Annotated in this window: 18 protein-coding genes and 1 pseudogene; 7 read left to right on the top strand and 12 right to left on the bottom strand. The window is 59.9% G+C overall.

Annotated features, from left to right (window positions below; all coding sequences use genetic code 11):
- Positions 1-37: 37 nt before the first annotated feature.
- Together prmB and aroC are read left to right on the top strand one after the other, a co-directional pair.
- Complete coding sequence (gene prmB, locus ACTG2S_RS12395) at positions 38-973, top strand: 50S ribosomal protein L3 N(5)-glutamine methyltransferase (protein WP_113739592.1); 936 nt, start codon at positions 38-40, stop codon at positions 971-973.
- Positions 974-985: 12 nt separating this feature from the next.
- Positions 986-2,074, top strand: a complete 1,089-nt coding sequence (aroC, locus tag ACTG2S_RS12390) for a chorismate synthase (RefSeq protein ID WP_139494710.1) — start codon at positions 986-988, stop codon at positions 2,072-2,074.
- Positions 2,075-2,185: 111 nt separating this feature from the next.
- On the opposite strand, the gene ACTG2S_RS12385 is transcribed toward aroC, so the two are convergent.
- Complete coding sequence (locus ACTG2S_RS12385; protein WP_042053721.1) at positions 2,186-3,016, bottom strand: substrate-binding periplasmic protein; 831 nt, start codon at positions 3,014-3,016, stop codon at positions 2,186-2,188.
- Positions 3,017-3,364: 348 nt separating this feature from the next.
- On the opposite strand from ACTG2S_RS12385, the pseudogene ACTG2S_RS12380 reads away from it, so the two are divergent.
- A pseudogene (locus tag ACTG2S_RS12380) lies at positions 3,365-4,764 on the top strand (DEAD/DEAH box helicase).
- Positions 4,765-4,883: 119 nt separating this feature from the next.
- Here the strand turns inward: ACTG2S_RS12380 and ACTG2S_RS12375 are convergent.
- The 5 genes from ACTG2S_RS12375 to cra form a co-directional block, all read right to left on the bottom strand.
- Entirely contained in the window at positions 4,884-5,534 is a 651-nt protein-coding gene (locus ACTG2S_RS12375; RefSeq protein WP_139462537.1) for a hypothetical protein, read from the bottom strand.
- Between the two features lie 116 nt (positions 5,535-5,650).
- A complete protein-coding gene (locus ACTG2S_RS12370; RefSeq protein ID WP_021230153.1) occupies positions 5,651-6,037 on the bottom strand; it encodes an MAPEG family protein in 387 nt (128 codons plus the stop codon).
- A 218-nt stretch (positions 6,038-6,255) separates the two neighbouring features.
- Positions 6,256-6,813, bottom strand: a complete 558-nt coding sequence (locus ACTG2S_RS12365) for a hypothetical protein (protein WP_139462536.1) — start codon at positions 6,811-6,813, stop codon at positions 6,256-6,258.
- 253 nt (positions 6,814-7,066) lie between these two features.
- Positions 7,067-8,260 carry an aromatic amino acid transport family protein gene (locus ACTG2S_RS12360; protein WP_139429128.1) on the bottom strand — a complete coding sequence of 398 codons (1,194 nt, stop codon included), beginning with the start codon at positions 8,258-8,260 and terminating at the stop codon, positions 7,067-7,069.
- Positions 8,261-8,824: 564 nt separating this feature from the next.
- Positions 8,825-9,811, bottom strand: a complete 987-nt coding sequence (gene cra, locus ACTG2S_RS12355; protein ID WP_181497304.1) for a catabolite repressor/activator — start codon at positions 9,809-9,811, stop codon at positions 8,825-8,827.
- 307 nt (positions 9,812-10,118) lie between these two features.
- Here cra and fruB point away from each other — a divergent pair, with 307 nt between their 5' ends.
- The 3 genes from fruB to fruA are packed head-to-tail and all read left to right on the top strand — an operon-like array spanning position 10,119 to position 13,956.
- Positions 10,119-11,234 (top strand): fused PTS fructose transporter subunit IIA/HPr protein, encoded by a 1,116-nt coding sequence (gene fruB / locus ACTG2S_RS12350; RefSeq protein WP_439982586.1) that lies wholly within the window; start codon positions 10,119-10,121, stop codon positions 11,232-11,234.
- Positions 11,234-12,223 carry a 1-phosphofructokinase gene (gene pfkB / locus ACTG2S_RS12345; RefSeq protein ID WP_439982584.1) on the top strand — a complete coding sequence of 330 codons (990 nt, stop codon included), beginning with the start codon at positions 11,234-11,236 and terminating at the stop codon, positions 12,221-12,223. The genes fruB and pfkB overlap by 1 nt, the downstream gene beginning before the upstream one ends.
- On the top strand, positions 12,220-13,956 hold the full coding sequence (gene fruA / locus ACTG2S_RS12340) for a PTS fructose transporter subunit IIBC (protein WP_439982583.1): 1,737 nt from the start codon (positions 12,220-12,222) through the stop codon (positions 13,954-13,956). The genes pfkB and fruA overlap by 4 nt, the downstream gene beginning before the upstream one ends.
- Positions 13,957-14,061: 105 nt before the next feature.
- Here fruA and ACTG2S_RS12335 read toward each other — a convergent pair whose 3' ends face one another.
- Positions 14,062-14,313, bottom strand: a complete 252-nt coding sequence (locus tag ACTG2S_RS12335) for a DUF1289 domain-containing protein (RefSeq protein WP_040065610.1) — start codon at positions 14,311-14,313, stop codon at positions 14,062-14,064.
- A 150-nt stretch (positions 14,314-14,463) separates the two neighbouring features.
- Here ACTG2S_RS12335 and mltA point away from each other — a divergent pair, with 150 nt between their 5' ends.
- Positions 14,464-15,615 (top strand): murein transglycosylase A, encoded by a 1,152-nt coding sequence (gene mltA, locus ACTG2S_RS12330; protein ID WP_439982581.1) that lies wholly within the window; start codon positions 14,464-14,466, stop codon positions 15,613-15,615.
- Positions 15,616-15,744: 129 nt separating this feature from the next.
- Here mltA and yfaE read toward each other — a convergent pair whose 3' ends face one another.
- From yfaE to ubiG, 5 genes are all read right to left on the bottom strand, one after another.
- Positions 15,745-16,068: a class I ribonucleotide reductase maintenance protein YfaE gene (gene yfaE / locus ACTG2S_RS12325; RefSeq protein ID WP_236297158.1), complete on the bottom strand. Its 324-nt coding sequence runs from the start codon at positions 16,066-16,068 to the stop codon at positions 15,745-15,747.
- Positions 16,065-17,198: a class Ia ribonucleoside-diphosphate reductase subunit beta gene (nrdB, locus tag ACTG2S_RS12320; RefSeq protein ID WP_005336708.1), complete on the bottom strand. Its 1,134-nt coding sequence runs from the start codon at positions 17,196-17,198 to the stop codon at positions 16,065-16,067. Before nrdB ends, yfaE begins: the two co-directional genes overlap by 4 nt.
- Positions 17,199-17,278: 80 nt before the next feature.
- Positions 17,279-19,546 carry a class 1a ribonucleoside-diphosphate reductase subunit alpha gene (gene nrdA, locus ACTG2S_RS12315; protein ID WP_005352124.1) on the bottom strand — a complete coding sequence of 756 codons (2,268 nt, stop codon included), beginning with the start codon at positions 19,544-19,546 and terminating at the stop codon, positions 17,279-17,281.
- A 623-nt stretch (positions 19,547-20,169) separates the two neighbouring features.
- Positions 20,170-20,865 (bottom strand): HAD family hydrolase, encoded by a 696-nt coding sequence (locus ACTG2S_RS12310; RefSeq protein WP_439982580.1) that lies wholly within the window; start codon positions 20,863-20,865, stop codon positions 20,170-20,172.
- The gene (gene ubiG / locus ACTG2S_RS12305) at positions 20,865-21,581 is read right to left on the bottom strand and encodes a bifunctional 2-polyprenyl-6-hydroxyphenol methylase/3-demethylubiquinol 3-O-methyltransferase UbiG (RefSeq protein ID WP_438374156.1); all 717 of its coding nucleotides are present in this window, start codon (positions 21,579-21,581) and stop codon (positions 20,865-20,867) included. The genes ACTG2S_RS12310 and ubiG overlap by 1 nt, the downstream gene beginning before the upstream one ends.
- Positions 21,582-21,776: the final 195 nt, after the last annotated feature.

The raw sequence follows: 21,776 nt of genomic DNA, 5'->3' as shown, positions 1-21,776 counted from the left end.
GGGCTCGGGCCGGATATTACTCGACTTGGAGGTGGATTTGGACAAGATATTTATCGATGAGGTGGTTGCCGAGATGCACACCATCCAGGACATGTTGCGTTGGGCCATGAGTCGTTTCAACGACGCCGGGATTTTTTACGGTCATGGAACCGACAACGCCTGGGATGAAGCTGTGCAGCTGGTACTGCCCGCGTTACATCTGCCACCGGATGTAGACCCGGCCATGCGCCACTCCCGTCTCACCAGCAGCGAGCGTCACCGCATCGCCGAGCTGATTATCCGTCGAGTACAGGAGCGGGTACCGGCCGCCTATCTGACCAACAAGGCCTGGTATGCCGGTTGGGAGTTCTACGTGGACGAGCGGGTGCTCATTCCCCGTTCCCCCATTGCCGAGATGGTCGCCAACCGTTTCGCGCCCTTCCTCAAACATGAACCGACCCGGATCATGGACCTGTGCACCGGCTCCGGTTGCATCGCCATCATCATGGCCCACGAGTTCCCGGAAGCGGAAGTGGATGCCATCGACATCAGCATTGATGCCCTGAACGTGGCCGAGCGCAACATCAACGATCACGGGCTGGAGCAGCAGGTCATACCGATCCGCTCCGATCTGTTCCGCGATCTGCCGGCGGGCGACAAGTACGATCTCATCGTCTCCAACCCGCCCTATGTGGACTCCGAAGACATGTCGGATCTGCCGGAAGAGTTCCGTCACGAGCCCGAGCTGGCGCTGGCGTCCGGCTCCGATGGTCTCAAGCTGACCAAGCGTCTGCTGGCCCATGCGGCAGATTTCCTCAAGGATAACGGCGTGCTGGTGGTCGAAGTGGGCAACAGCATGATCCATCTGGAAGCCCAGTTCCCCGAGATCCCCTTTACCTGGGTTGAATTCGAAAACGGCGGTCACGGCGTCTTTGTGATGACCCGTGACGAGCTGGTTCAGTATCAGGATCATTTCGCCATCTACAAGAACTAAGCAGGAGCGCGCATGGCAGGGAACAGTTTTGGTCAACTCTTTCGGGTCACTACCTTTGGCGAGAGCCACGGCCTGGCGCTGGGCGCCGTGGTCGACGGCTGCCCGCCAGGGCTGGAGATCAGCGAAGCGGATCTGCAGGGGGATCTGGATCGGCGCAAGCCGGGCACTTCCCGCTACACCACGCCACGCCGCGAGCCGGACGAGGTGAAGATCCTCTCCGGGGTGTTCGAGGGCAAGACCACCGGCACCTCCATCGGGCTGCTCATCGAGAATACCGATCAGCGCTCCAAGGATTACTCCGACATCAAGGATCTGTTCCGGCCGGGTCACGCTGACTACACCTACCACCAGAAGTATGGTCAGCGGGACTATCGCGGCGGTGGTCGCTCCTCGGCACGCGAGACCGCGATGCGGGTAGCGGCGGGGGCCATTGCCAAGAAGTACCTCAAACAGGTGCATGGCATCGAGATCACCGGTTTTCTCTCCCAGCTCGGCCCCATCAAGGCCGAGGCGTTTGATGCGGCGCAGATTGAGCAGAATCCCTTCTTCTTCCCCGATGCGGGCAAGCTGGAAGAGCTCGATCAATACATGCGTGACCTGAAAAAAGAGGGCAACAGTATCGGTGCCAAGGTGCAGGTCATTGCGCGCAATGTGCCGGTGGGTCTCGGTGAGCCGGTATTTGATCGCCTCGACGCCGACATTGCCCACGCCATGATGGGCATCAATGCGGTGAAAGGGGTGGAGATCGGTGACGGCTTCGCCGTGGTGGAGCAAAAAGGTTCCGAGCATCGCGACGAGATGACCCCGGCGGGCTTTGCCAGCAACCATGCGGGCGGCATTCTGGGCGGCATTTCGTCGGGTCAGGATATTGTGGTGAGCATGGCGCTCAAACCGACTTCCAGCATCACTGTGCCGGGCAAGACCATCAATACCGAAGGCGAGGCAATCGAGATGATCACCAAGGGTCGTCACGATCCTTGTGTCGGCATTCGCGCCGTGCCCATCGCCGAAGCCATGCTGGCGCTGGTATTGATGGATCACCTGCTGCGCCATCGTGCCCAGAATCAGGGGGTGTTGACCCAGACGCCGCAGCTGCGCTGATCGCTTTTGCTGCTTATCGACTGATCACCATCAGTCAGGAGATCAAGTTCGACAATACCAAAAAGGCGACCTTCGGGTCGCCTTTGCTATTTCAGGTGGCGGCTTATCCCGTCAATGCTTGCGGAGGGTGCGGGTCAACAGATCCGCGGCGCCCGGATCGGCATTGAGGCGACACCTTGGGGGCGAGAACTTGTTGTGGGGTTTGGGCAAGGCATGAATGGCCTCGTTGACTTTGAGGATCTGTTCTTCGCTCACGCTGTTTTTGGCAAACATCAAGCTGACCGGCTGGTGGTGTAGCAACAGTTGGCAGCTGATAAACTCTTCGGCCCCCAGCTGGGCCAGCCGGTAGCGAGCATATTGCCACTCCATGATGATGCCATCGAGGCGGCGAGCCAGCAGCAGATCGATCATCCGCTCATCGGCGTTGTATTCGGTCGCCATTTTAAGCGCCGGGCAGCTATCCATCTGATGCATGGGGCGGGTGCCGCGCAACTTGCCTATCTTGAGCCCTTTCTCGTTGCACAACGCGGGCAGATTATCGAGCTGTGCCCAGCGATCCTGATGGCCGGGAATCGGGTCATTGCTCAGCAGCACATAGGCACTCTGGCGGTAGGGGGTCGAGAAGCGGGCATAACTCTGGCGCTCCGGCAGAGGGAGGGCGGCCATCGCCACATCCAGCTGATCGTGTTCTACCAGATGCAGTGCCCGCGCCCAGGGAAGCTCGCGAAACTTGGGGGCAAAGCCCGCCTGGGTAAGGATCTGGCGGGTCAGGCTGACATCCAGCCCATCCAGCTCACCCCGGTTGTTGATTTGGCTGAAGGGGGGCCAGTGACTCCAGGCCACGGTCAGGGTCTGACTGGCCTGCAGTGCAGGGCTTAGCAGCAGAAGCAGCAGGCCAATCCTTGCCTGCCAGCTGCCGCGGGGACGATATGGCGTGGTCATAGCTAAACCTCGTTATTGTGTTCTTTTATCCCGTGCTTTTGCCCTGCGAGCCATGCCTGCGAGGGCTGATATTGTGTTGCCAGTTAATAGTGTGGTGCGTGCTACATCAATCAACGGGATTATTCGGGGGGCAGGAGGGGGATTTTCTGTTCGTGCTGGGAGGAGCATCACATTTTTCTCGTTTATCCCGGACAACTCCGTTAGACTGCGCCTCTATTCTTTCCCCTTTGCTCTGCTCCCCGGGGAAATCGTTGTTTTCTCAATAGGCCCAGATCTTGTGAGATGGCATCGGCTCAGCAGAGGAGCCCCACCACAAATCCCCGGCGCCCCTATCTCTAGCAGGTAATTATGAGTTTTACTTCCCTCGGTCTGGCCGAACCCTTGTTGCGTGCCGTTGCCGAACAAGGCTACGACACCCCGTCTCCCATTCAGCAGCAAGCGATCCCCGCCGTTCTGGCTGGCCGCGATCTGATGGCGGCGGCCCAAACAGGGACCGGCAAGACCGCAGGCTTTACCCTGCCGATGCTGCAACGTCTGATGGAGAGCAAGCGCAAGGTTTCTCCGAACCGCATTCGTGCGCTGGTGCTGACCCCGACTCGCGAGTTGGCCGCCCAGGTGGGCGAGAGCGTGCGTAACTACGGCAAACACCTGCCGATGCGCAGCCACGTGGTCTTCGGCGGCGTCAGCATCAATCCGCAGATGATGGCGACTCGCCGTGGTCTGGACGTGCTGGTGGCCTGTCCTGGCCGCCTGATGGATCTTTACAACCAGAACGCCGTCAAGTTCGACGAAGTGGAGATCCTGGTACTGGACGAAGCGGATCGCATGCTCGACATGGGCTTTATTCGCGACATCCGCCGTATCCTGGCTCTGATGCCGAAGAAGCGTCAGAACCTGCTCTTCTCCGCCACCTTCGCCGACGAGATCCGCGAACTGGCCACCGGTCTGCTGGATAACCCGGCGGTGATCGAAGTGGCCCCGCGCAACAGCACTGCCGAGCGTATCGAGCAGCTGGTGCACCCGTGCGACAAGGCCAACAAGATCGCGTTGCTGAGTCATCTGGTCACCAGCAACAACTGGCAGCAGGTACTGGTGTTCACCGTACCAAGCACATGGCCAACCGTGTTGCCGAGACCCTCGACAAGAACGGCGTCAGCGCCGCCGCCATTCACGGCAACAAGAGCCAGGGTGCCCGTACTCGCGCACTGGCCGGTTTCAAGGATGGTAGCGTCAAGGTGCTGGTGGCGACCGACATCGCCGCCCGTGGTCTGGACATCGACAAGTTGCCGCAAGTGGTCAACTTCGAGTTGCCGAACGTGGCGGAAGATTACGTGCACCGTATCGGTCGTACCGGCCGTGCCGGTGCTGCCGGTCACGCCATCTCGCTGGTGGCTGCCGATGAAGGCAAGCTTATCAAGGCGATCGAGCGTCTGACCAAGCAGAACATCCCGTGCGAGCAGGTAGCCGGTTTTGAAGCCTCCCGCGAGACCCTCGACAACATCGCCCGTGGTATCGGCGCGCCGCTGCGCAAAGAGCCTCGTGATCCGAGCGAGCAGCGCCGTGCGCCGCGTCCGCAAGGTCAAGGCCAGCGTCAGGGGGCCGGTCGTTCCGCCTCCAATGGTAATGCGGGTGGTGCCCGTACCGGTAACGGTGGCAAGCCCAAGCCGCAAGGTGGTCAGCGTCCGGCTGATGGCGCCGGCAAACCGGCTCAGGCCCGTCGTCCACGTCGCTCTACCCACAACCAGTAAGCGGTTCGGGAGCCAAGCTCCCCCGCTGTACGGTTGACTGAAAAAGCCCTGCCAATCTGGCAGGGCTTTTTGTTTTTTCAGCCATGTAATCGGCACTGTGTGGTGCTGCGAGAACCGCGCTAGATGGCGGAGAGGTACTGCTTTTGCATCGTCAGCCAGCGGCCGTTATTGATAAACGCCAGCTGTACCTTGAGCAGGGCCGCAATTTCCGCCCGGTGCTTTTTATCGAGGTAGAGAAAGACCTGCTCTTTGGTGATCTTCTGCCAGGGGGACGCCAGTGCAGGTTGAGAGGCGGGGCGCATCTTGATGAGCCAGTCCACTTTGCCTCGATGCAGTTGGGCAAGCCCCTGCTTCTCATCGTTCAACCAGATGACCTGATAGTTGCCGAGGAAGCGCTCGCACCACTGGATGCCGCGCAGGCAGCCAATCACGGTACCCTTGGCAGGGGGCCAGCTCGGGTTATCCCGTGGCTGACCATAAATCGCCGCCTCCGAGATGGGGGCACCGATCTGCAGCAAGTGGGGATAGGTCTGATCAAAGCCCTTGATCCTGGCCATATCGCCATCGACGGCATGGTCTGCCTCAATCAACTTTTCGCAGCGGGCATAAGTGCAGGGGATCAACTGAAAGTCGATGCCGGCTCGGCCAAACCAGTCATGAATAAAAGGGCGCAATATCGCAGTGTGTTCGACCGCTGCCGCCAGCTTTAGCGGGGTTGCGTGGGCAACGGGAGTCAGCCCGACAAGCAGTAACCAGCCAATCCACTTCATATCGCACTCCTGAATCGGGCTTGTTTAAGCAGAACTGTTGCGACTATCTGTGCAGTGAAGAATAGCCGATTGGGATGGCTGGCAGACCGCTTCGCCAGCTATTCGTGACGGCCGGGTCAGGGGAGCAGCGCCGTGATCAGGATATGGGCAGCGCTCACCAGGATCACCGTGAAGGTCAGCCCCATTCCCGCCACTCGATAACGGAAGTTCTCCGGCGTGCGGCTCATGCCAAATGCGTGGCAGAGACGGCCAAGCAGCAAGGCACTCCCCAGCAAATGAACCAGCCAGGGGGCATGGCTGCCGGTTTCGACGAAATAGATGAGCAGCAGGGCGAGGGGGACATACTCGGCAAAGTTGGCGTGTACCCGCATGGCGCGCAACATGGCGGGGTCATCCCCATGCCCCAGCGCCACCTTGCGGCTATGGCGGGTGCGAATGGTTCGAATGCTCAGCAACACAAACAGCAGGGCGAGCAGGGCCGCGTAAACAGGCAGTATGGTCATGGTATCTGGCTCCTTGTGTGATGATATCGAGTAGCTGGTGTTGAGACGCGATATTGCTCGGCATCTCAATGGCTTGCCTTGAGGGTAGCAGCAAACTGCTTTAGCACGACCGTCATCTATTCACTTGCCATCGGCCAAGCGCAGGCGCAAAACAAACAGCCCTGCCGAGGTGGCAGGGCTGTATTTTTACCGTGTTGATGGTAGGCTGCGCCCCGTCATTACCCCTCGTAAGGGAGGGAGGAGTGGTGCAGCACGATGCGCACCTTGCCATCATCCCCCTTCTTGAAACCCCAGGTCTTGTCGACTGTAGTTTCCTTGTTGTCGCGATCTACCAGATGCACCTTGCCCATGGTCAGCGCCATGTCGCCGTTGATATAGACGGCGGCATTGTCATAGCGATAGCTCTGCCAGTTTTTCAGGGCGAACCCTTTGTCGGTGGGGTAGGCGCTGTTGTTGCCGACAAAGTAGGCCAGCGCCCCCTCGCGGTTGGTGCGAAAGGTCTGCTCGCCACCGGCGAGGGTGGGTTTGAACAGCACTGGCCCCTGCTGGTAGCCATAGGCGCTGTCGAGCACCGACTCGGCGGTCGCCTTGGCGCGCTCAATCCCACCGGCGCGATAGTCATCGCTGATCTTGATAAGCGCCGCGCCCCAACCATCCTGCGCGGCCTTGATCTCCGCCTCGGTAATATTGTTGTTGGCGATTTCGGCGGCGCTAAGTGCGCCGCTGGCGGCAAGCAGGATGAGGGCAAGGGTGCTCTTCTTGAGGTGCAACATCATTGTTTTCAAACTCCTGATAGTGATAAACGAGCAGGCAGTGTAGCGAAGGGGCATGAACGGTTTTTGAACTGATTATTCAGGGTTGGGTAGTAAAAAGGTCGGTATATCGCTGTAGGTTAGGGTGTTTGTTTGGTAAGAGGCGCTCTCTTAATTAATGGCGGATGCCTGTATCCAACTTGGTTTCTTTTCCAACAAAAAGCCCCGTCAAGTTAATTGGCGGGGCTTGGCTATTTGGAGCATTCAGTATCGGGGATTACAGCGCTGGCAGCATTCCAAGGCTGACGCTGATCTGGACGCCGACAATCAGCACACCCATGGCGGCGGCCACTCCAAGCGCCACTACGCCACCTGGGGCGCGGTAGTGGTGGGCAGGCGCCTGTTTGCGGCTCTGCCACACCAGCGCCACCGGCAGCAGTACCGCGAGGATCGCCAGCGCAATGGCAGCGTATCCGAGGGCCATGATAAAGCCCTGCGGGAAGTAGAGGGCAAACAGCAAGGGCGGCACAAAGGTGATAAGGCCGGTCTGGGTGCGGCCCTGCCAGTTGTCCTTGCGGCGGGTCACCTTGGCCATAAAGTCAAACAGTCCCAGCGTTACCCCGAGGAAGGAGGTGGCGAGTGCCAGATCGGCAAACAGGTGCATCGCCTGATTAAACGCAGGCCAGCTCACCAGCTTGCCGACGTTGGCCAGCAGGCTGTCCAGCGCGCCGCCGGTTTGCAGCAGGGCTTGCTGGCCGAGCAGACCGAGGATCGCTACCTGCCACAGCACGTAGAGGATCAGCGGCAGGGCAGAGCCCCAGACAAAGACCCGGCGCAGCTGCTTGGGGCAGTCACCGAGGTAGAGCATGACGCTCGGAATGGAGCCGTGAAAGCCGAACGAGGTGAAGATGACCGGCAGGCCCGCCAGCAACAGGCCCTGACCCAGCGGCATCGAGAGCAGATGCTGCCCTTCGGTGCGGGGCAGCAGCAACGCCAGCACCACCACCATGATCACCAGTTTGACGGTGAACATCAGCCGGTTGAGGTAATCCACCGAGCGGGTGCCGACACAGACCATGCCGCCAAACAGCAGGGTAAAGGCCCAGGCGGCCTGCTCCTGGCTGAGGGTCATGCCTGCATCGGCCAGCGCCTGTGCCAGCAGGCTGCTACCGCCGCTGATGTAGGCGGAGGCCAGCGAGTAGAACAGCATCAGGATACAGAAGGAGGCGATGCGCTTGCCCCAGGGGCCGAGCAGATGATCCGCCAGCTGGTGCAGGTACCACTTGCCGGTGTTGAGGCTTGCCTCTACTTGCAGCATGGCGGTGAAGGCCATCAGGGCCCAGAGGCCGACCATCAGCAGCAGGGTGGCGGGGCCGCCGAGGGAGGAGGAGGCCAGCGGCAGGGCCAGCATGCCGGCACCTATGGTGGTGCCGGCAATCAACAGGGTACAACCCAGAGTTTTGGTATTCATGTTATCCATCCGAACGTAGTGGTGTCAGTGCAAACAGGCGATGTCAGCATTGACGTCAACAAGAGGGGGCCAATTGGCGTTATCAGAAGGTGCCTCCGGGGATAGGGCCGGAGGCTAGCAATATCGGAACGGGAACATCTGTACCTAAAACCTGTCAGTTGTAAAAGATGGTTGCCACGTTAGCGGATCAAAATAGCGGAAACAACCCCTTTTATACGGATCTTGTGCTGGCTTGTGGCAACAAGTGGAAATAAATGATGACAGCGGTAGCTAATTGCAGAAAAAAGCACCGAAAAATGACTGGCAGGGGCTCATTGATACAGGTCAGCCAAGTGGTTGCTGCACGGATGGCGGAGTGCCTTGTCGTGGCGTTGGCGTTGGCGTTTAGTTGTGGGGTGAAAGGAGTGTGGAGGCCAGTTGTTTAGTCGGCCAGACGGTAGAGAAAGTAAAGCGGGCGGGTAGGGTTGTGGGGGAAAACAATAAGGCTGCCGATGCTGGCAGCCTTATTGTCATCTGTTCGCTTTACCCACCCATTGACAGCAAATCGGGTCTGCAGCGGTCAGGTTAGCGACGGCGCTTGAGGGTGCGGCTCACATAGTGCAGCCCGCTCTGGTAGTCGCCGTTCACCGCCTTGAGCGCTAGCTCCAGCGCCTGACTCGCCAGCGCGTCGTGCTGCTGGGGTAGGGAGTTGATGCCAAAGGGGAGGAAGTCGAGCAGGCGATCGTCCCCGAAGGTGGCCATGGCGAGCTGGCTCATATCGATCTCTTGCTCCAACAGGTAGTCGAGTACCCCCTCCATCAGGATGTAGGAGGTGGTGATCAGCGCTTCGGGCAGCTGACCCAGCTGCTGGTGCAGATCTTTGATCAGGCGATACCCCTCAAGGCGGGAGAAGTGATCCCCCTCGCACAGGTGGCGGGCCGCACTGTGGCTGGCGACTGCCTGCTCGAAACCGGCTTTGCGCTCCTGACTGATCGTGAGTGCCGGCAGCGCGGTGATCAAGGCGATATGACGCAGAGTCGGGGTGAGCAGGGAGCTGGTGAGATCAAAGCTCGCTTTCTCGTTTTCACTGGCGACGGTGACGAACTTGTCGGCGGTCATCGCCCGGTCGATGGCGAGGATTTGGCTGCCTTGCGCCTGCAATTTGCCGTAGAAGGGGTCGTCTGGCGGCAGGCAACTGGCGACCAGCAGGGCGTCCACATGGCGGCTCACCAGCATCTGGGCCAGCTCTTTTTCGGTGGCGGGCTCATCTTCCGAGCAGACGATCAGCAGCTGATATCCCTGCGCCCGGGCCCCCTGTTCCAGTCGTTTGGCCAGCTTGGCGTAACTGGCGTTCTCAAGGTCGGGCAGGATAAAGCCCAGAGTCTTGGTCTGGCCGCCGCGCAGGGAGGCGGCGCGGCTGTCCGGCTGATAGTTATGGGCGGTGACAACGGCCATCACCTTGTCGCGGGTGGCCTGACTGATGCGGTATTGGTCGGCCTTGCCGTTGATCACATAGCTGGCCGTGGTGCGCGAGACACCGGCGAGGGCGGCGATTTCATCCAGTTTCATCATATTGGCTCTGTTTGAGTTGCTAGGCCCACGGGCACTGCCTGGTAAGGGCACCGAAAAGTGTGCGCGGGATCATATCATTGAAAACCGCTCTTTGTGGGTACTTGATCAATTCGCTGAAACGATTCAGTCTGAGTGTAAGTGAAACGATTCAGCTTGTCAGCAGCACCGCTTCGCAGAGATGCAGAGCAGGGTGATAAAACCCGGTCAGGATCACATTTCGAGGCATCCCGACTATCGTCAGCTGGCAGGCAAACCGAATGTTCAATTGTGTTGACCCGGCGATGCCGGGATCTGATGGAGAGTGGCTATGTTGAAGTTGGTGCGAGAGCAGATCTTGCTGGGGCAGTCGGTGGCGACCAAGGCCGAGGCGATTGCCCTGTTGGCAGGCAAACTGACCGAGGCCGGTCTGGTGGAGGCGGGCTATGTCGATGGTATGCTGGCCCGTGAAGCGCAGCATGCCACCTACCTTGGCAGCGGCATCGCCATTCCCCACGGCACCACCGACACCCGGCATCTGGTGAAGAGCACAGGCGTCATGGTGGCCCAGTTCCCCAACGGCATCGAGTGGGACGAGGGGCAGATTGCCTATGTCGCCATCGGCATCGCCGCCAAGTCAGACGAGCATCTGGGCATTTTGCGCCAGCTCACCCATGTGCTGGGTGACGAGCAGGCGGCAGCCCAGCTCAAAGAGGCCACCGACGCCGACACCATCATCAATATCCTGACCGGCGCCACTGCCGCCAAAGAGGTGCAATACCTGACCCTGGCCGACTTCCCAGCCGATGATCGCGACCAGCTGTTGCTGGGGGCAGCCGCCCGCGCCAAATCCGCCGGTTGGGGCGATGCCGCCATGGTAAGCGCGCTGCTGGCAAGCGAACCGGTCTATCTGGGCGAGGGCATCTGGCTGGCCCGCGCCAATGTTCAGCAAACAGCATCGGCCCAGACTGGCTGGGTGTTGGCCACCCCGAGCACTGCACTGAACGCAGGGGAGCTGCCGGTCAGCGCCATGCTGCTGCTGTGCGCCGCAGATAGCGGCCATCTGCCGCAACTGGAGAATCTGGCCAAACTGGCGGCCGCTGGTCAGCTGGCGACGCTGGCGGGCGGCGAGGGGCTGGCCATGTTGCAGGCAGGGCCAGCGAGCGGTCTTTCCGAAACCTTCACCATCATCAACCCCCACGGCCTGCATGCCCGTCCGGGCGCCATGCTGGTCAAGGTGGCCAAAGAGTTTGCATCCGACATCCGGGTTGCCAATCTGGATGGCAGTGGCGAGGCGGTCTCCGCCAAGAGCCTGATGAAGGTGATCGGCCTTGGGGTCAAGTGCGGTCACCGTCTGGCATTTCGCGCCGAAGGGGCGGATGCCGAAGCCGCCCTTAAGGGGATCGGTGAGGCGATCGCCGCTGGTCTCGGCGAGGGGGCGCATTGATGAAGATTGTCACCATTACTCTCAACCCTGCCCTTGATCTCACTACTCGCCTCGAGGTGATGAGCCTGGGCGAGGTCAATCTGGTGAGCGAGGCCAACCTGCGCGCGGCGGGCAAGGGGATCAACGTCGCCATGGTGCTCAAGGACTTGGGCCGCGAGGTGGGCGTCACCGGTTGGCTGGGCGCAGACAATGAGCAGAGCTTTGTCTCCCTGTTTGCAGAGCGGGCGCTGGATGATCACTTTGTCCGTGTCGCTGGCAGCACCCGCATCAACGTCAAGATCTCCGAGCAGTCCGGTCGGGTCACCGATCTCAACCTGCCGGGGCTCGCCATCCAGCACGGGGAGGTGAGCGCGCTGGAGCTGGCCATCGACCAATTGGCTGCGCATGCTGAGTGGTTTGTGCTGGCGGGCAGCCTGCCCAAAGGGGTGGCTCCCGATTACTGCGCCCATCTGATCCGTCTGCTCAAGGCCAAGGGCAAGCAGGTGATCTTCGATTGCAGCGGCGCGGCCTTAAGCGAAGGGATCAAGGCGGCACCGACTCTGGTCAAACCCAATCTGGAGGAGCTGAGCCAGTGGGCGGGCCGCCCCATCAAGACGCTGAGCGAGCAGGCCGAGTGTGCCCGCGCGCTGCAGGCAAGCGGCATCCCCAACGTGGTGATCTCCAACGGCGCCGATGGCCTCATCTGGTTTGCCCCGGATGCCGTCTGGCAGGCCATTCCGCCGCGGATGCAGGTGGTCAGCACCGTGGGTGCCGGCGATTCGCTGGTAGCCGGTCTCGCCCATGGTCTGAGCCTTGGCTGGGCGCCGGAGAAGACCCTGCGGCTGGCCACCGCCGTCTCGGCCTTGGCGGTCAGTCAGGTCGCGGTCGGCTTTGACGATATCAATGTGCTCAACCCTTTACTTGAACAGGTGCGCGTAGAGCGTCTGGATGCGTTGGCACCGGTTCAGTGCCATACCCCCTCAATGGAAAACTCAGGAGATGCCCAATGAAAGCAATCTTGGTTACGGCTTGCCCGGCGGGCATTGCCACCAGCTTTCTCGCTGCAAAACGGATAGAACAGCAGGCCAAACTGGCTGGCTGGGAGCTCACCCTCGACGTCGGCTCCAGCGTGCAACCGCGCCAGATCCCCTCAAAAGAGCAGATTGCTGCGGCCGACCTGGTGCTGGTCGTCGCCAGTGCTCCGGTGGATCTCGCCGCCTATGATGGCAAGCAGGTCTATCAGGGCAGCATGGATCTCGCCCTGCAGGATCCGTCCGCCTTGCTGGAGGCAGCCGCCAGCGGCGCCAGTGTCTATCGTCATCAAGCCGCCTCCGCCGTTGCCAATGCTGCCGCCAAACCGGTCGCCGCTGGCAAGCGCATCGTGGCAGTGACTGCTTGTCCGACCGGTGTGGCCCACACCTTTATGTCGGCAGAAGCGCTGGAGACCATGGCCAAACAGCTGGGTTATCAGATCCGCGTTGAGACCCAAGGTTCGGTCGGTGCCCAGAACGCCCTGACTGCCGAGGAGATTGCATCCGCCGATCTGGTGTTCCTCGCCACCGATATCGAGGTGGACATGGCCCGTTTCGATGGCAAGCCGGTCTATCGCACCAGTACCGGTGCGGCGCTCAAGAAAACCCGTGCCGAGCTCGACAAGGCGTGGAACGAGGCGAAAACCTATCGCCACAGCGGCGTCAGCCAACCCAAGAAAGAGGAAAAAGCAGGCCCCTACAAGCACCTGCTGACCGGGGTCTCCTTCATGCTGCCGATGGTGGTGGCGGGCGGCCTTATCATCGCGCTCTCGTTTGTGTTCGGTATCGAAGCGTTCAAGGTGGAAGGCACTCTGGCCGCCGCTCTGATGAAGATCGGTGGTGGCTCCGCCTTTGCCCTGATGATCCCGGTGCTGGCCGGTTACATTGCCTACTCCATCGCTGACCGCCCGGGTCTCGCTCCCGGCATGATCGGCGGTATGCTGGCAAGCTCGCTGGGCGCCGGTTTCCTCGGCGGTATCGTGGCCGGTTTCCTGGCCGGTTACAGCGCCAAATACCTGAGCGACAAGGTGCGCCTGCCGACCACTCTGGAAGCGCTCAAGCCCATCCTGATCATTCCGCTCTTTGCCAGCCTCTTTACCGGTCTGGTGATGATCTACGTGGTGGGTGGTCCGGTGGCTGGCATCATGAATGCCATGACCGAGTTCCTCAACAACATGGGCTCTGCCAACGCCGTGCTGCTGGGTGTCATCATCGGTGCCATGATGTGCTTTGACATGGGCGGTCCGGTCAACAAAGCTGCTTACGCCTTCGGTGTCGGCCTGCTGGCCTCCAAAACCTATGCCCCCATGGCTGCTGTGATGGCCGCCGGTATGGTGCCGGCACTGGGGATGGGAATTGCCACCTTCCTGGCCCGTACCAAGTTCATCAAGGCGGAGCAGGAAGCGGGTAAAGCCTCCTTCGTGCTGGGCCTGTGCTTTATCTCCGAGGGCGCCATCCCGTTTGCCGCCAAAGATCCGATGCGGGTCATCCCGGCCTGCATGGTCGGTGGTGCCCTGACCGGTGCGCTCTCCATGCTGTTCGGCTGTGAACTGATGGCGCCCCACGGCGGTCTGTTCGTGCTCTTTATCCCGCACGCCATCAGCAACGTCATGATGTATATCGTGGCGATTGCGGCAGGCTCGCTGCTGACCGGTGTCTCCTACGCCATGCTCAAGCGCGGCGAAGAGCAGGCTAAACTGGCCACCGCATAAGAATTGCCACCCGGCAATACGTCATAACCACGAGCGGCCTGCGGGCCGCTTTTTGTTTTGCTGGGGAATTGATGAGCTATGAGGAGGATTGCTGGTAGGCCGAGGTCAGAAATCCCAGCCAGATTGCGGTATCGGTTCAGGTTGATCGCCTTCATGAGCCTTGCGCCGCGCAGCCTCGACCCGGCGTTTGCGATCCCGGCACAGGCGCATCACCTCTTGTTGCTGGGCAGGGGTCATGGTGAGCCAGTTGAAACGCTCTTCGCGATTGCGCAGGCATCCCTTGCAGTAGCCTTTGTTGTTCACTTCGCAGACCCCGATGCAGGGGCTCTGCAGCGGGAATATTTCGAGCTGTTCCATCCATCACCTCTCACATCCTGTCACCTTGTTATAACCCAGCGGATCCCCTTTGGAGAAATCCTGCTTCAAGTGATTGATGTCGTTTGCTTTCCCCCTGCAAATTTGGCATCTTCCCCGCCGAGCATGGCTCTTGGCGTTATATGAGGACATATGAACAAACACGCGTACTGGCTGACCGCCGCAGTGCTGGGACTGGCCGGTTGTGCGGGCAACTCTGACAAAGTAGAAGTGCCCAAAAAGCAGACCGACAACAGATGCTTTCTTAACTGCGAGGTGCCGGAAAATCTGGGCAAGCAGTATCTGGACGGGACCTTGCCAGAGGATCTGGTGAGGGTGGATCGGGTCAATAGCCGTGCGCGTGCCGACTACAGCAAGTTTGGCCCGCAAAGCAGACTGGTATTGGAGCGCTCCGGCAAGATGACCCGCCGTTATGGCGAGCTCTATCATCAGCTCTCCCGCTGGGTGGCGGGCGGTGGCAATCCTGCCGACATCACCCGTTACGGCATCAGCCTGGCTCAGCTGGGCGGCGCCGATCGCATGGGTAACGTGCTCTTTACCGGTTACTACTCGCCGGTGCTGGAGGTGCGCCACCGCCCGGATGCCAAGTACAAATATCCCATCTATGCCATGCCCAAATGTGGCGGTCGTTGTCCGACCCGGGCCGAGATCCATCAGGGAGCACTGGCCAACCGCGGGCTGGAGCTGGGTTACAGCAAATCCCTTATCGATAACTTCCTGATGGATGTGCAGGGCTCCGGCTTTGTCCACTACGGGGATGACGATCGGCTGCAATATCTGGGCTACAGCGGCAAGAACGGCCACGGTTACGTGAGTATCGGTCGGGTACTGATCGACCGCGGTGAAGTGCCCAAAGAGCAGATGTCGATGAAGGCCATCAAGGAGTGGGCCAACCGACAGCCGGAGGAGAGCGTCAAGGAGCTGGTGGAGCAGAACCCCTCCTATGTCTTCTTCGAGCGTCGACCCACCAATGATGTGATCGGCGCCGCCGGTATCCCGCTGCTGCCGATGGCGGCTGTCGCTGCCGACAAGACCCTGCTGCCGATGGGGACCCCGATCCTCGCTGAAGTTCCCCTGCTCGATAAAGAGGGCAACTGGACCGGCAAGCACCAGCTGCGGCTGTTGATTGCGCTCGATGTGGGCGGGGCGGTGAAGAAGGGGCACCTCGATCTCTACCACGGTATGGGCGAGAAGGCTGGTGTCGCAGCCGGTCACTACAAGCACTTCGGCCGGGTCTGGAAGCTGGGTCTGCACCACGGGCCGACTGCCGCCCCCTGGTTGTAATCCTCTGAGGCTTTGGGCGTCTGTCATCGGGCGCCCGAGCAAACCCGAGCAAAGATGAAGAGACAAAAAAAGCCGCCAGATTGCTCCGGCGGCTTTCTATTTTGTGCGAGTTGCCAGTCTGTGGCTGCGTTAGCTCTTCTGGATATCCAGCCGGATGGCGCCGACCGGTTTGCAGCAGCAGGGGAGGCACTCCCCTTGGGCGACGAATGCCAGCGGCACATTGGGGTAGTGCACCTTGCCAGCCATCAGCGGAGTGCGGCAGGCGCCGCAATAGCCGCTGCGACACTGGAATTCCACATGATGACCATGGCGCTCCAGGGTCTCCAACACGCTTTCGCCGGGATGGGCGTGCAACACGGCACCATCCCGGGTATGTACCCGTGGTGCCACGACCGCATGCTGTTCAGCAGGCGCGTGCGGGGCAGGGGTCAGCATGTTGGTGGCGTCACTCACAGCTCGAAATCACCCAGGTCATCGGCATTGACTTCGCTGTCGATCTGACCGACCAGATAGGAGCTGACCTCTACCTCTTGCGGGGCGACCTGCACGTTGTCGGAGGAGAGCCAGGTGTTGATCCAGGGGATCGGGTTCTGCTTGGTGCCGGCAAAGGCTGGCTGCAGGCCGACTGCGCTCATGCGCAGGTTGGTGATGTACTCCACATACTGGCAGAGGATGTCCTTGTTCAAGCCGATCATGGAGCCGTCCTGGAACAGGTACTCGGCCCACTCTTTCTCCTGAATGGCCGCTTCCTTGAAGATCTCGAAGCAGGCCTGTTCGCACTCGGCGGCGATCTCGGCCATCTCCGGGTCATCCTGGCCGGTGCGCATCAGGTTCAGCATGTGCTGGGTGCCGGTGAGGTGCAGCGCTTCGTCGCGGGCGATCATCTTGATGATCTTGGCGTTGCCTTCCATCAGTTCGCGCTCGGCGAAGGCAAAGGAGCAGGCGAAGCTGACGTAAAAGCGGATCGCTTCCAGCGCGTTGACGCTCATCAGGCACAGATAGAGCTTCTTCTTGAGCTCGCGCAAGGTGATGGTCACCTCGCGGCCCGCGACGGTGTGGGTCCCTTCACCATGCAGGTTGTAGAGGGCGGTCGCTTCGATCAGGTCGTCGTAGAAGTGGCTGATGGAGCCGGCGCGCTTCAAGATCTGCTCGTTGGTCACGATGTCGTCGAACACCTGGGCGGGGGTGTTGACGATATTGCGGATGATGTGGGTGTAGGAGCGAGAGTGGATGGTCTCGGAGAAGGCCCAGGTCTCAATCCAGGTTTCCAGCTCCGGAATGGAGACCAGCGGCAGCAGGGCCACGTTGGGGCTGCGGCCCTGAATGGAGTCCAGCAGGGTCTGGTACTTCAGGTTGGAGATGAAGATGTGTTGCTCGTGGGGCGGCAGGGCCTGATAGTCGATGCGATCACGGGAGACATCCACCTCTTCCGGGCGCCAGAAGAAGGAGAGCTGCTTCTCGATCAGCCGCTCGAACACTTCGTGCTTTTGTTGATCATAACGGGCTACGTTGACCGATTGGCCAAAAAACATCGGCTCTTTGAGCTGGTCGTTTTGGGTTTGGCAGAAAGTTGAATAGGCCATGGTTACCAGAATATGTGAATAGAGAAAACAGGAGAGCGGGAGCTTGTCGCTCCCGCCCGGTTATCAGTTCTTGCCGTGACTTAGATTTTGCAAGCCCCGCCAGCACAACCGTCATCTTGCAGATCGGTCTGGGCATCGTCTGCACCATCACGGGTGTTGTGATAGTACAGGGTCTTGAGGCCGTATTTGTAGGCGGTCAGCAAGTCCTTGAGCAGCTGTTTCATCGGGACCTTGTTGCCTTCGAAACGGGCAGGGTCGTAGTTGGTGTTGGCGGAGATCGCCTGATCCACAAACTTCTGCATGATCCCGACCAGCTGCAGGTAGCCGTCAACGCTCGGTTGCTTCCAGAGCAATTCGTATTGATCTTTCAGGCGATCATACTCGGGCACCACCTGTTTGAGAATGCCGTCTTTGGAGGCCTTGACCGACACCAGACCGCGTGGCGGCTCGATGCCGTTGGTGGCGTTGGAGATCTGGCTGGAGGTCTCGCTCGGCATCAGGGCGGTCAGGGTGGAGTTGCGCAAGCCCACGGACTTGATCTCTTCACGCAGACTTTCCCAATCCAGATGCAGCGGCTCGTTGCACAGCGCATCCAGATCCTTCTTGTAGGTGTCGATGGGCAGGATGCCCTGGGCATAGGTGGTCTCGCCAAACAGCGGGCAGGGGCCGAACTCGCGGGCCAACTGCACGGAGGCTTTCAGCAGATAGTACTGAATGGCCTCGAAGGTACGGTGAGTCAGGGCCAGACCGGAGCCGTCGGAGTAACGGGCACCGTTTTTGGCCAGGTAGTAGGCGTAGTTGATGACGCCGATCCCCAGGGTGCGACGACCCATGCTGCCCTTCTTGGCGGCGGCAATCGGGTAATCCTGATAGTCGAGCAGGGCGTCGAGGGCACGCACGGCCAGATCGGCCATCTCTTCCAGATCTTCCAGCTTCTCGATGGCACCGAGGTTGAAGGCGGAGAGGGTGCACAGGGCGATTTCGCCACTCTCGTCGTCGATGTTGTTGAGCGGCTTGGTCGGCAGCGCAATCTCGAGGCAGAGGTTGGACTGGCGTACCGGCGCCACGCTCGGGTCGAACGGGCTGTGGGTGTTGCAGTGATCCACGTTCTGGATGTAAATGCGACCTGTACCGGCACGCTCCTGCATCATCAGGGAGAAGAGGTCTACCGCTTTCAGGGTCTTCTTGCGAATGGCCGGATCCTGCTCGTACTTGACGTAGAGCTCTTCAAACTTGTCCTGATCGGCGAAGAAGGCATCGTACAGACCCGGCGCATCGGACGGGGAGAACAGGGTGATGTCACCACCCTTGATGAGGCGCTGGTACATCAGTTTGTTGATCTGCACGCCGTAGTCCATGTGACGGACACGGTTTTCTTCCACGCCGCGGTTGTTCTTCAGTACCAGCAGGCTCTCGACTTCGGTATGCCACAGCGGGTAGAACAGGGTGGCCGCACCGCCGCGCACGCCGCCCTGGGAGCAGCACTTCACGGCAGTCTGGAAGTATTTGTAGAAGGGGATGCAACCGGTGTGGAACGCTTCGCCACCACGGATGGGGCTGCCCAGACCGCGGATGCGACCGGCGTTGATACCGATACCGGCGCGCTGGGAAACGTAACGCACGATGGAGCTGGCGGTGGCGTTGATGGAGTCCAGGCTGTCGTCGCATTCGATCAGTACGCAGGAGCTGAACTGACGGGTCGGGGTGCGCACGCCGCTCATGATCGGGGTCGGCAGGGAGATCTTGAAGGTCGAGACCGCATCATAGAAGCGCTTGATGTAGTCCAGACGGGTATCTTTCGGATACTTGGAGAAGAGGCAGGCCGCTACCAGGATGTAGAGGAACTGCGGGCTCTCGTAGATCTCGCCGGTGACGCGGTTCTGGACCAGATATTTGCCTTCCAGCTGTTTGACTGCCGCGTAGGAGAAATCCATGTCGCGCCAGTGATCCAGATGGGTGTTCAGCTCTTCGAATTCGGCCTGGGTGTAGTCTTCCAGCAGGTGCTTGTCGTACTTGCCCATGTCCACCAGACGAGCCACGTGCTGGTAGAGGTGGGGCGGTTCGAACTGGCCGTAGGCCTTCTTGCGCAGGTGGAAGATGGCCAGACGGGCTGCCATGTACTGGTAGTCCGGGGTCTGCTCGGAGATGAGGTCAGCCGTTGCCTTGATGATGGTTTCGTGAATGTCAGCGGTACGGATACCGTCATAGAACTGGATATGGGATTTGAGCTCTACCTGGGAGACCGACACGTTGTCGAGCCCTTCGGCGGCCCAGTCCAGCACGCGGTGAATTTTATCCAGATCGATGGGTTCTTTGTGTCCGTTACGCTTCGTCACAAACAAGTTCATTGGCTGATGACCTTCAGTTGATTCCCGAAAAACCATCGCACAATGGCGCCACCCAGGCTCCGGCGGTATGCGGGAGTTGGGTAGAGATTGTGCGATGAATCACAAGATGTAGTGTTATTTTAAGTTCGAGCTACAAGATAGTGAGGTCAGCCTGCCATTGCAATGTGTGGATAAGTGACGAGCTGTGGATAAATTGTGAGTCTTGCCCCATCAGTTAGTGACCGCTCACAGTGAGCGGGTTTTCATTCGTCCGCTCCGCTAAATGCAAGTCTCCCGATCGAAGATGGAAAATTTAAATAACTTTTTTTGCTTGCGAAACGGGGGGCTTTTTACTAGCAAACGGCGGCTGATTATCCCTTATGCAACAAGGGTCAAAAGCTGTCCAGTTGTCGCAGCCGCGGGCTCAGCGTGGCAAGGGCTTTGCATTAGACGATGGTGGTTTGTGGCCGTTTTGTGACGGTTGAGAGCTTGTCAAATGGGTATCTAACAGGCAGAAAGCTGCCTTTATTATCCATGAATAGACGAGTGATGGTGGCGCAGGAGGCAGGAACGTAAAGGAAGAGATGCAAGGGGCGGAGAGTCTCTTCGCCCCGTTATCGCATGTCAGCCGGTAAGGCTGTGCGTTACGCTTTGGCCGTCAACTCATAGCGCAGCCAGTGGTGCAGGGCCTGCACGGTATCAAACTGCAGATCGGCGCCCCACTGGGCGGGATCTTCCTCATCATTGAGATAGCCCCAGCCAGCGACCGCGGTGCGCATGCCAGCATTGCGGCCCGCTTCGATATCCCGCTCATGATCCCCCACATAGAGGCAGTGAGCTGCCTCGACCCCCAGCTTCTCGCAGGCAAAGAACATGGGGGCGGGGTCGGGCTTGCGTACCGGCAGGGTATCGGCACTGACAGTGACGCCGCAGCTGGCGAGCTGTGGCAGGGCCGCCAGCAGCGGCTCGGTGAGAAAGCCCGGCTTGTTGGTGACGATGCCCCAGGGGAGCTGTTTCTCGTCGAGCCACTCGATAAGATCCACCATTCCTTCATAGGGGCGGGTACCGACGCAGAGATTGGCCGCGTAGTAGTCGAGCAGGGCATTGCGCAGGCGCGTGGTCCCCAGCTCTTCAAGCAGTTCGTCGCCGAGGCCCGCTTTCAGCAGCCCGAGCGCTCCGTGGGAGGTGGTCTGACGAATGATGTCGTCAGAGAGCGGCGCAAAGCCTTCGCTGATCAGTACATGGTTGACGGCGGCCCCCAGATCCGGGGCTGTGTCGAGCAGGGTGCCATCCAGATCGAACAGCACACAGCCAAGGGGCTGCGGGTGAGAGGCGCTCATCAACCGTGCTCCGGGCGGACAAACTCCACCATATAGTTGACGTCGACATGTTTGCCGAGCTTGAACTGGTTGGTGAGGGGGGCGTAGTGGACGCCGCTCATATCCCGCACCAGCAGGCCAGCTGCTTCACCCATGCGACACAGTTCGGCCGGGGTGATGAATTTTTTGTGATCGTGGGTACCCTTGGGCACCATCTTCATCAGGTATTCGGCCCCGATGATCATCATCAGATAGGATTTGGGGTTGCGGTTGATGGTGGAGACGAACACCCGGCCGCCCGGGCGCACCAAGGTAGCGATGGCGCGCAGCACGGAAGCGGGGTCCGGCACATGCTCCAGCATCTCCATGCAGGTGACCACGTCATACTGGCTTGGCACTTCGGCGGCATGGGCTTCGGCAGTGATCTGGCGGTACTCGAGCTCGACACCCTGCTCCAGGGCGTGCAGGCGGGCGACGCCGAGGGGCTCCTTGCCCATGTCGATGCCGGTGACCCTGGCGCCACGGCGGGCCATGCTCTCGGAGAGGATGCCACCACCGCAGCCGATATCGAGAATGCGCTTGCCAAACAGACCGCCACTTTTGTCGGTGATCCAGTCAAGGCGTACCGGATTGATTTGATGCAGGGGTTTGAATTCACCTTCCATGTCCCACCAGCGGGAGGCGATGGCTTCAAACTTGGCGATTTCTGTCAGATCGACATTGGCATCACTGTTCATTTTTCGAAGATCCTGTGGCAGGGCGCCCGCTTCTGAGTCATGGGCGCAATCTATTGTCCTGGCGGGCATTATAACGGACGGACTTTGTCACACCAGCCCGATCTGATACCCGATTTGTGGCTTAAGGTATTTGGCTCAGTGTGTTACTATGTCGCGCTGTTTAAGCCAAAGAACAACTAATTAGGGATAAGGCTT

This window comes from Aeromonas sp. 82P (assembly GCF_051919365.1).
GTDB lineage: Bacteria > Pseudomonadota > Gammaproteobacteria > Enterobacterales > Aeromonadaceae > Aeromonas > Aeromonas veronii.
Note: the sequence above shows the minus strand (reverse complement) of the source record. Positions and strands in the feature narration are given on the sequence as shown.

What these genes read in the sequence shown, in the direction of transcription:
- aroC (WP_139494710.1), top strand. Translation starts at nt 986, where the DNA reads ATGGCAGGGAACAGTTTTGGTCAACTCTTTCGGGTCACTACCTTTGGC.
- ACTG2S_RS12385 (WP_042053721.1), bottom strand. Translation starts at nt 3,016, where the DNA reads ATGACCACGCCATATCGTCCCCGCGGCAGCTGGCAGGCAAGGATTGGC.
- ACTG2S_RS12375 (WP_139462537.1), bottom strand. Translation starts at nt 5,534, where the DNA reads ATGAAGTGGATTGGCTGGTTACTGCTTGTCGGGCTGACTCCCGTTGCC.
- ACTG2S_RS12370 (WP_021230153.1), bottom strand. Translation starts at nt 6,037, where the DNA reads ATGACCATACTGCCTGTTTACGCGGCCCTGCTCGCCCTGCTGTTTGTG.
- ACTG2S_RS12365 (WP_139462536.1), bottom strand. Translation starts at nt 6,813, where the DNA reads ATGATGTTGCACCTCAAGAAGAGCACCCTTGCCCTCATCCTGCTTGCC.
- ACTG2S_RS12360 (WP_139429128.1), bottom strand. Translation starts at nt 8,260, where the DNA reads ATGAATACCAAAACTCTGGGTTGTACCCTGTTGATTGCCGGCACCACC.
- cra (WP_181497304.1), bottom strand. Translation starts at nt 9,811, where the DNA reads ATGATGAAACTGGATGAAATCGCCGCCCTCGCCGGTGTCTCGCGCACC.
- fruB (WP_439982586.1), top strand. Translation starts at nt 10,119, where the DNA reads ATGTTGAAGTTGGTGCGAGAGCAGATCTTGCTGGGGCAGTCGGTGGCG.
- pfkB (WP_439982584.1), top strand. Translation starts at nt 11,234, where the DNA reads ATGAAGATTGTCACCATTACTCTCAACCCTGCCCTTGATCTCACTACT.
- fruA (WP_439982583.1), top strand. Translation starts at nt 12,220, where the DNA reads ATGAAAGCAATCTTGGTTACGGCTTGCCCGGCGGGCATTGCCACCAGC.
- ACTG2S_RS12335 (WP_040065610.1), bottom strand. Translation starts at nt 14,313, where the DNA reads ATGGAACAGCTCGAAATATTCCCGCTGCAGAGCCCCTGCATCGGGGTC.
- mltA (WP_439982581.1), top strand. Translation starts at nt 14,464, where the DNA reads ATGAACAAACACGCGTACTGGCTGACCGCCGCAGTGCTGGGACTGGCC.
- nrdB (WP_005336708.1), bottom strand. Translation starts at nt 17,198, where the DNA reads ATGGCCTATTCAACTTTCTGCCAAACCCAAAACGACCAGCTCAAAGAG.
- nrdA (WP_005352124.1), bottom strand. Translation starts at nt 19,546, where the DNA reads ATGAACTTGTTTGTGACGAAGCGTAACGGACACAAAGAACCCATCGAT.
- ACTG2S_RS12310 (WP_439982580.1), bottom strand. Translation starts at nt 20,865, where the DNA reads ATGAGCGCCTCTCACCCGCAGCCCCTTGGCTGTGTGCTGTTCGATCTG.
- ubiG (WP_438374156.1), bottom strand. Translation starts at nt 21,581, where the DNA reads ATGAACAGTGATGCCAATGTCGATCTGACAGAAATCGCCAAGTTTGAA.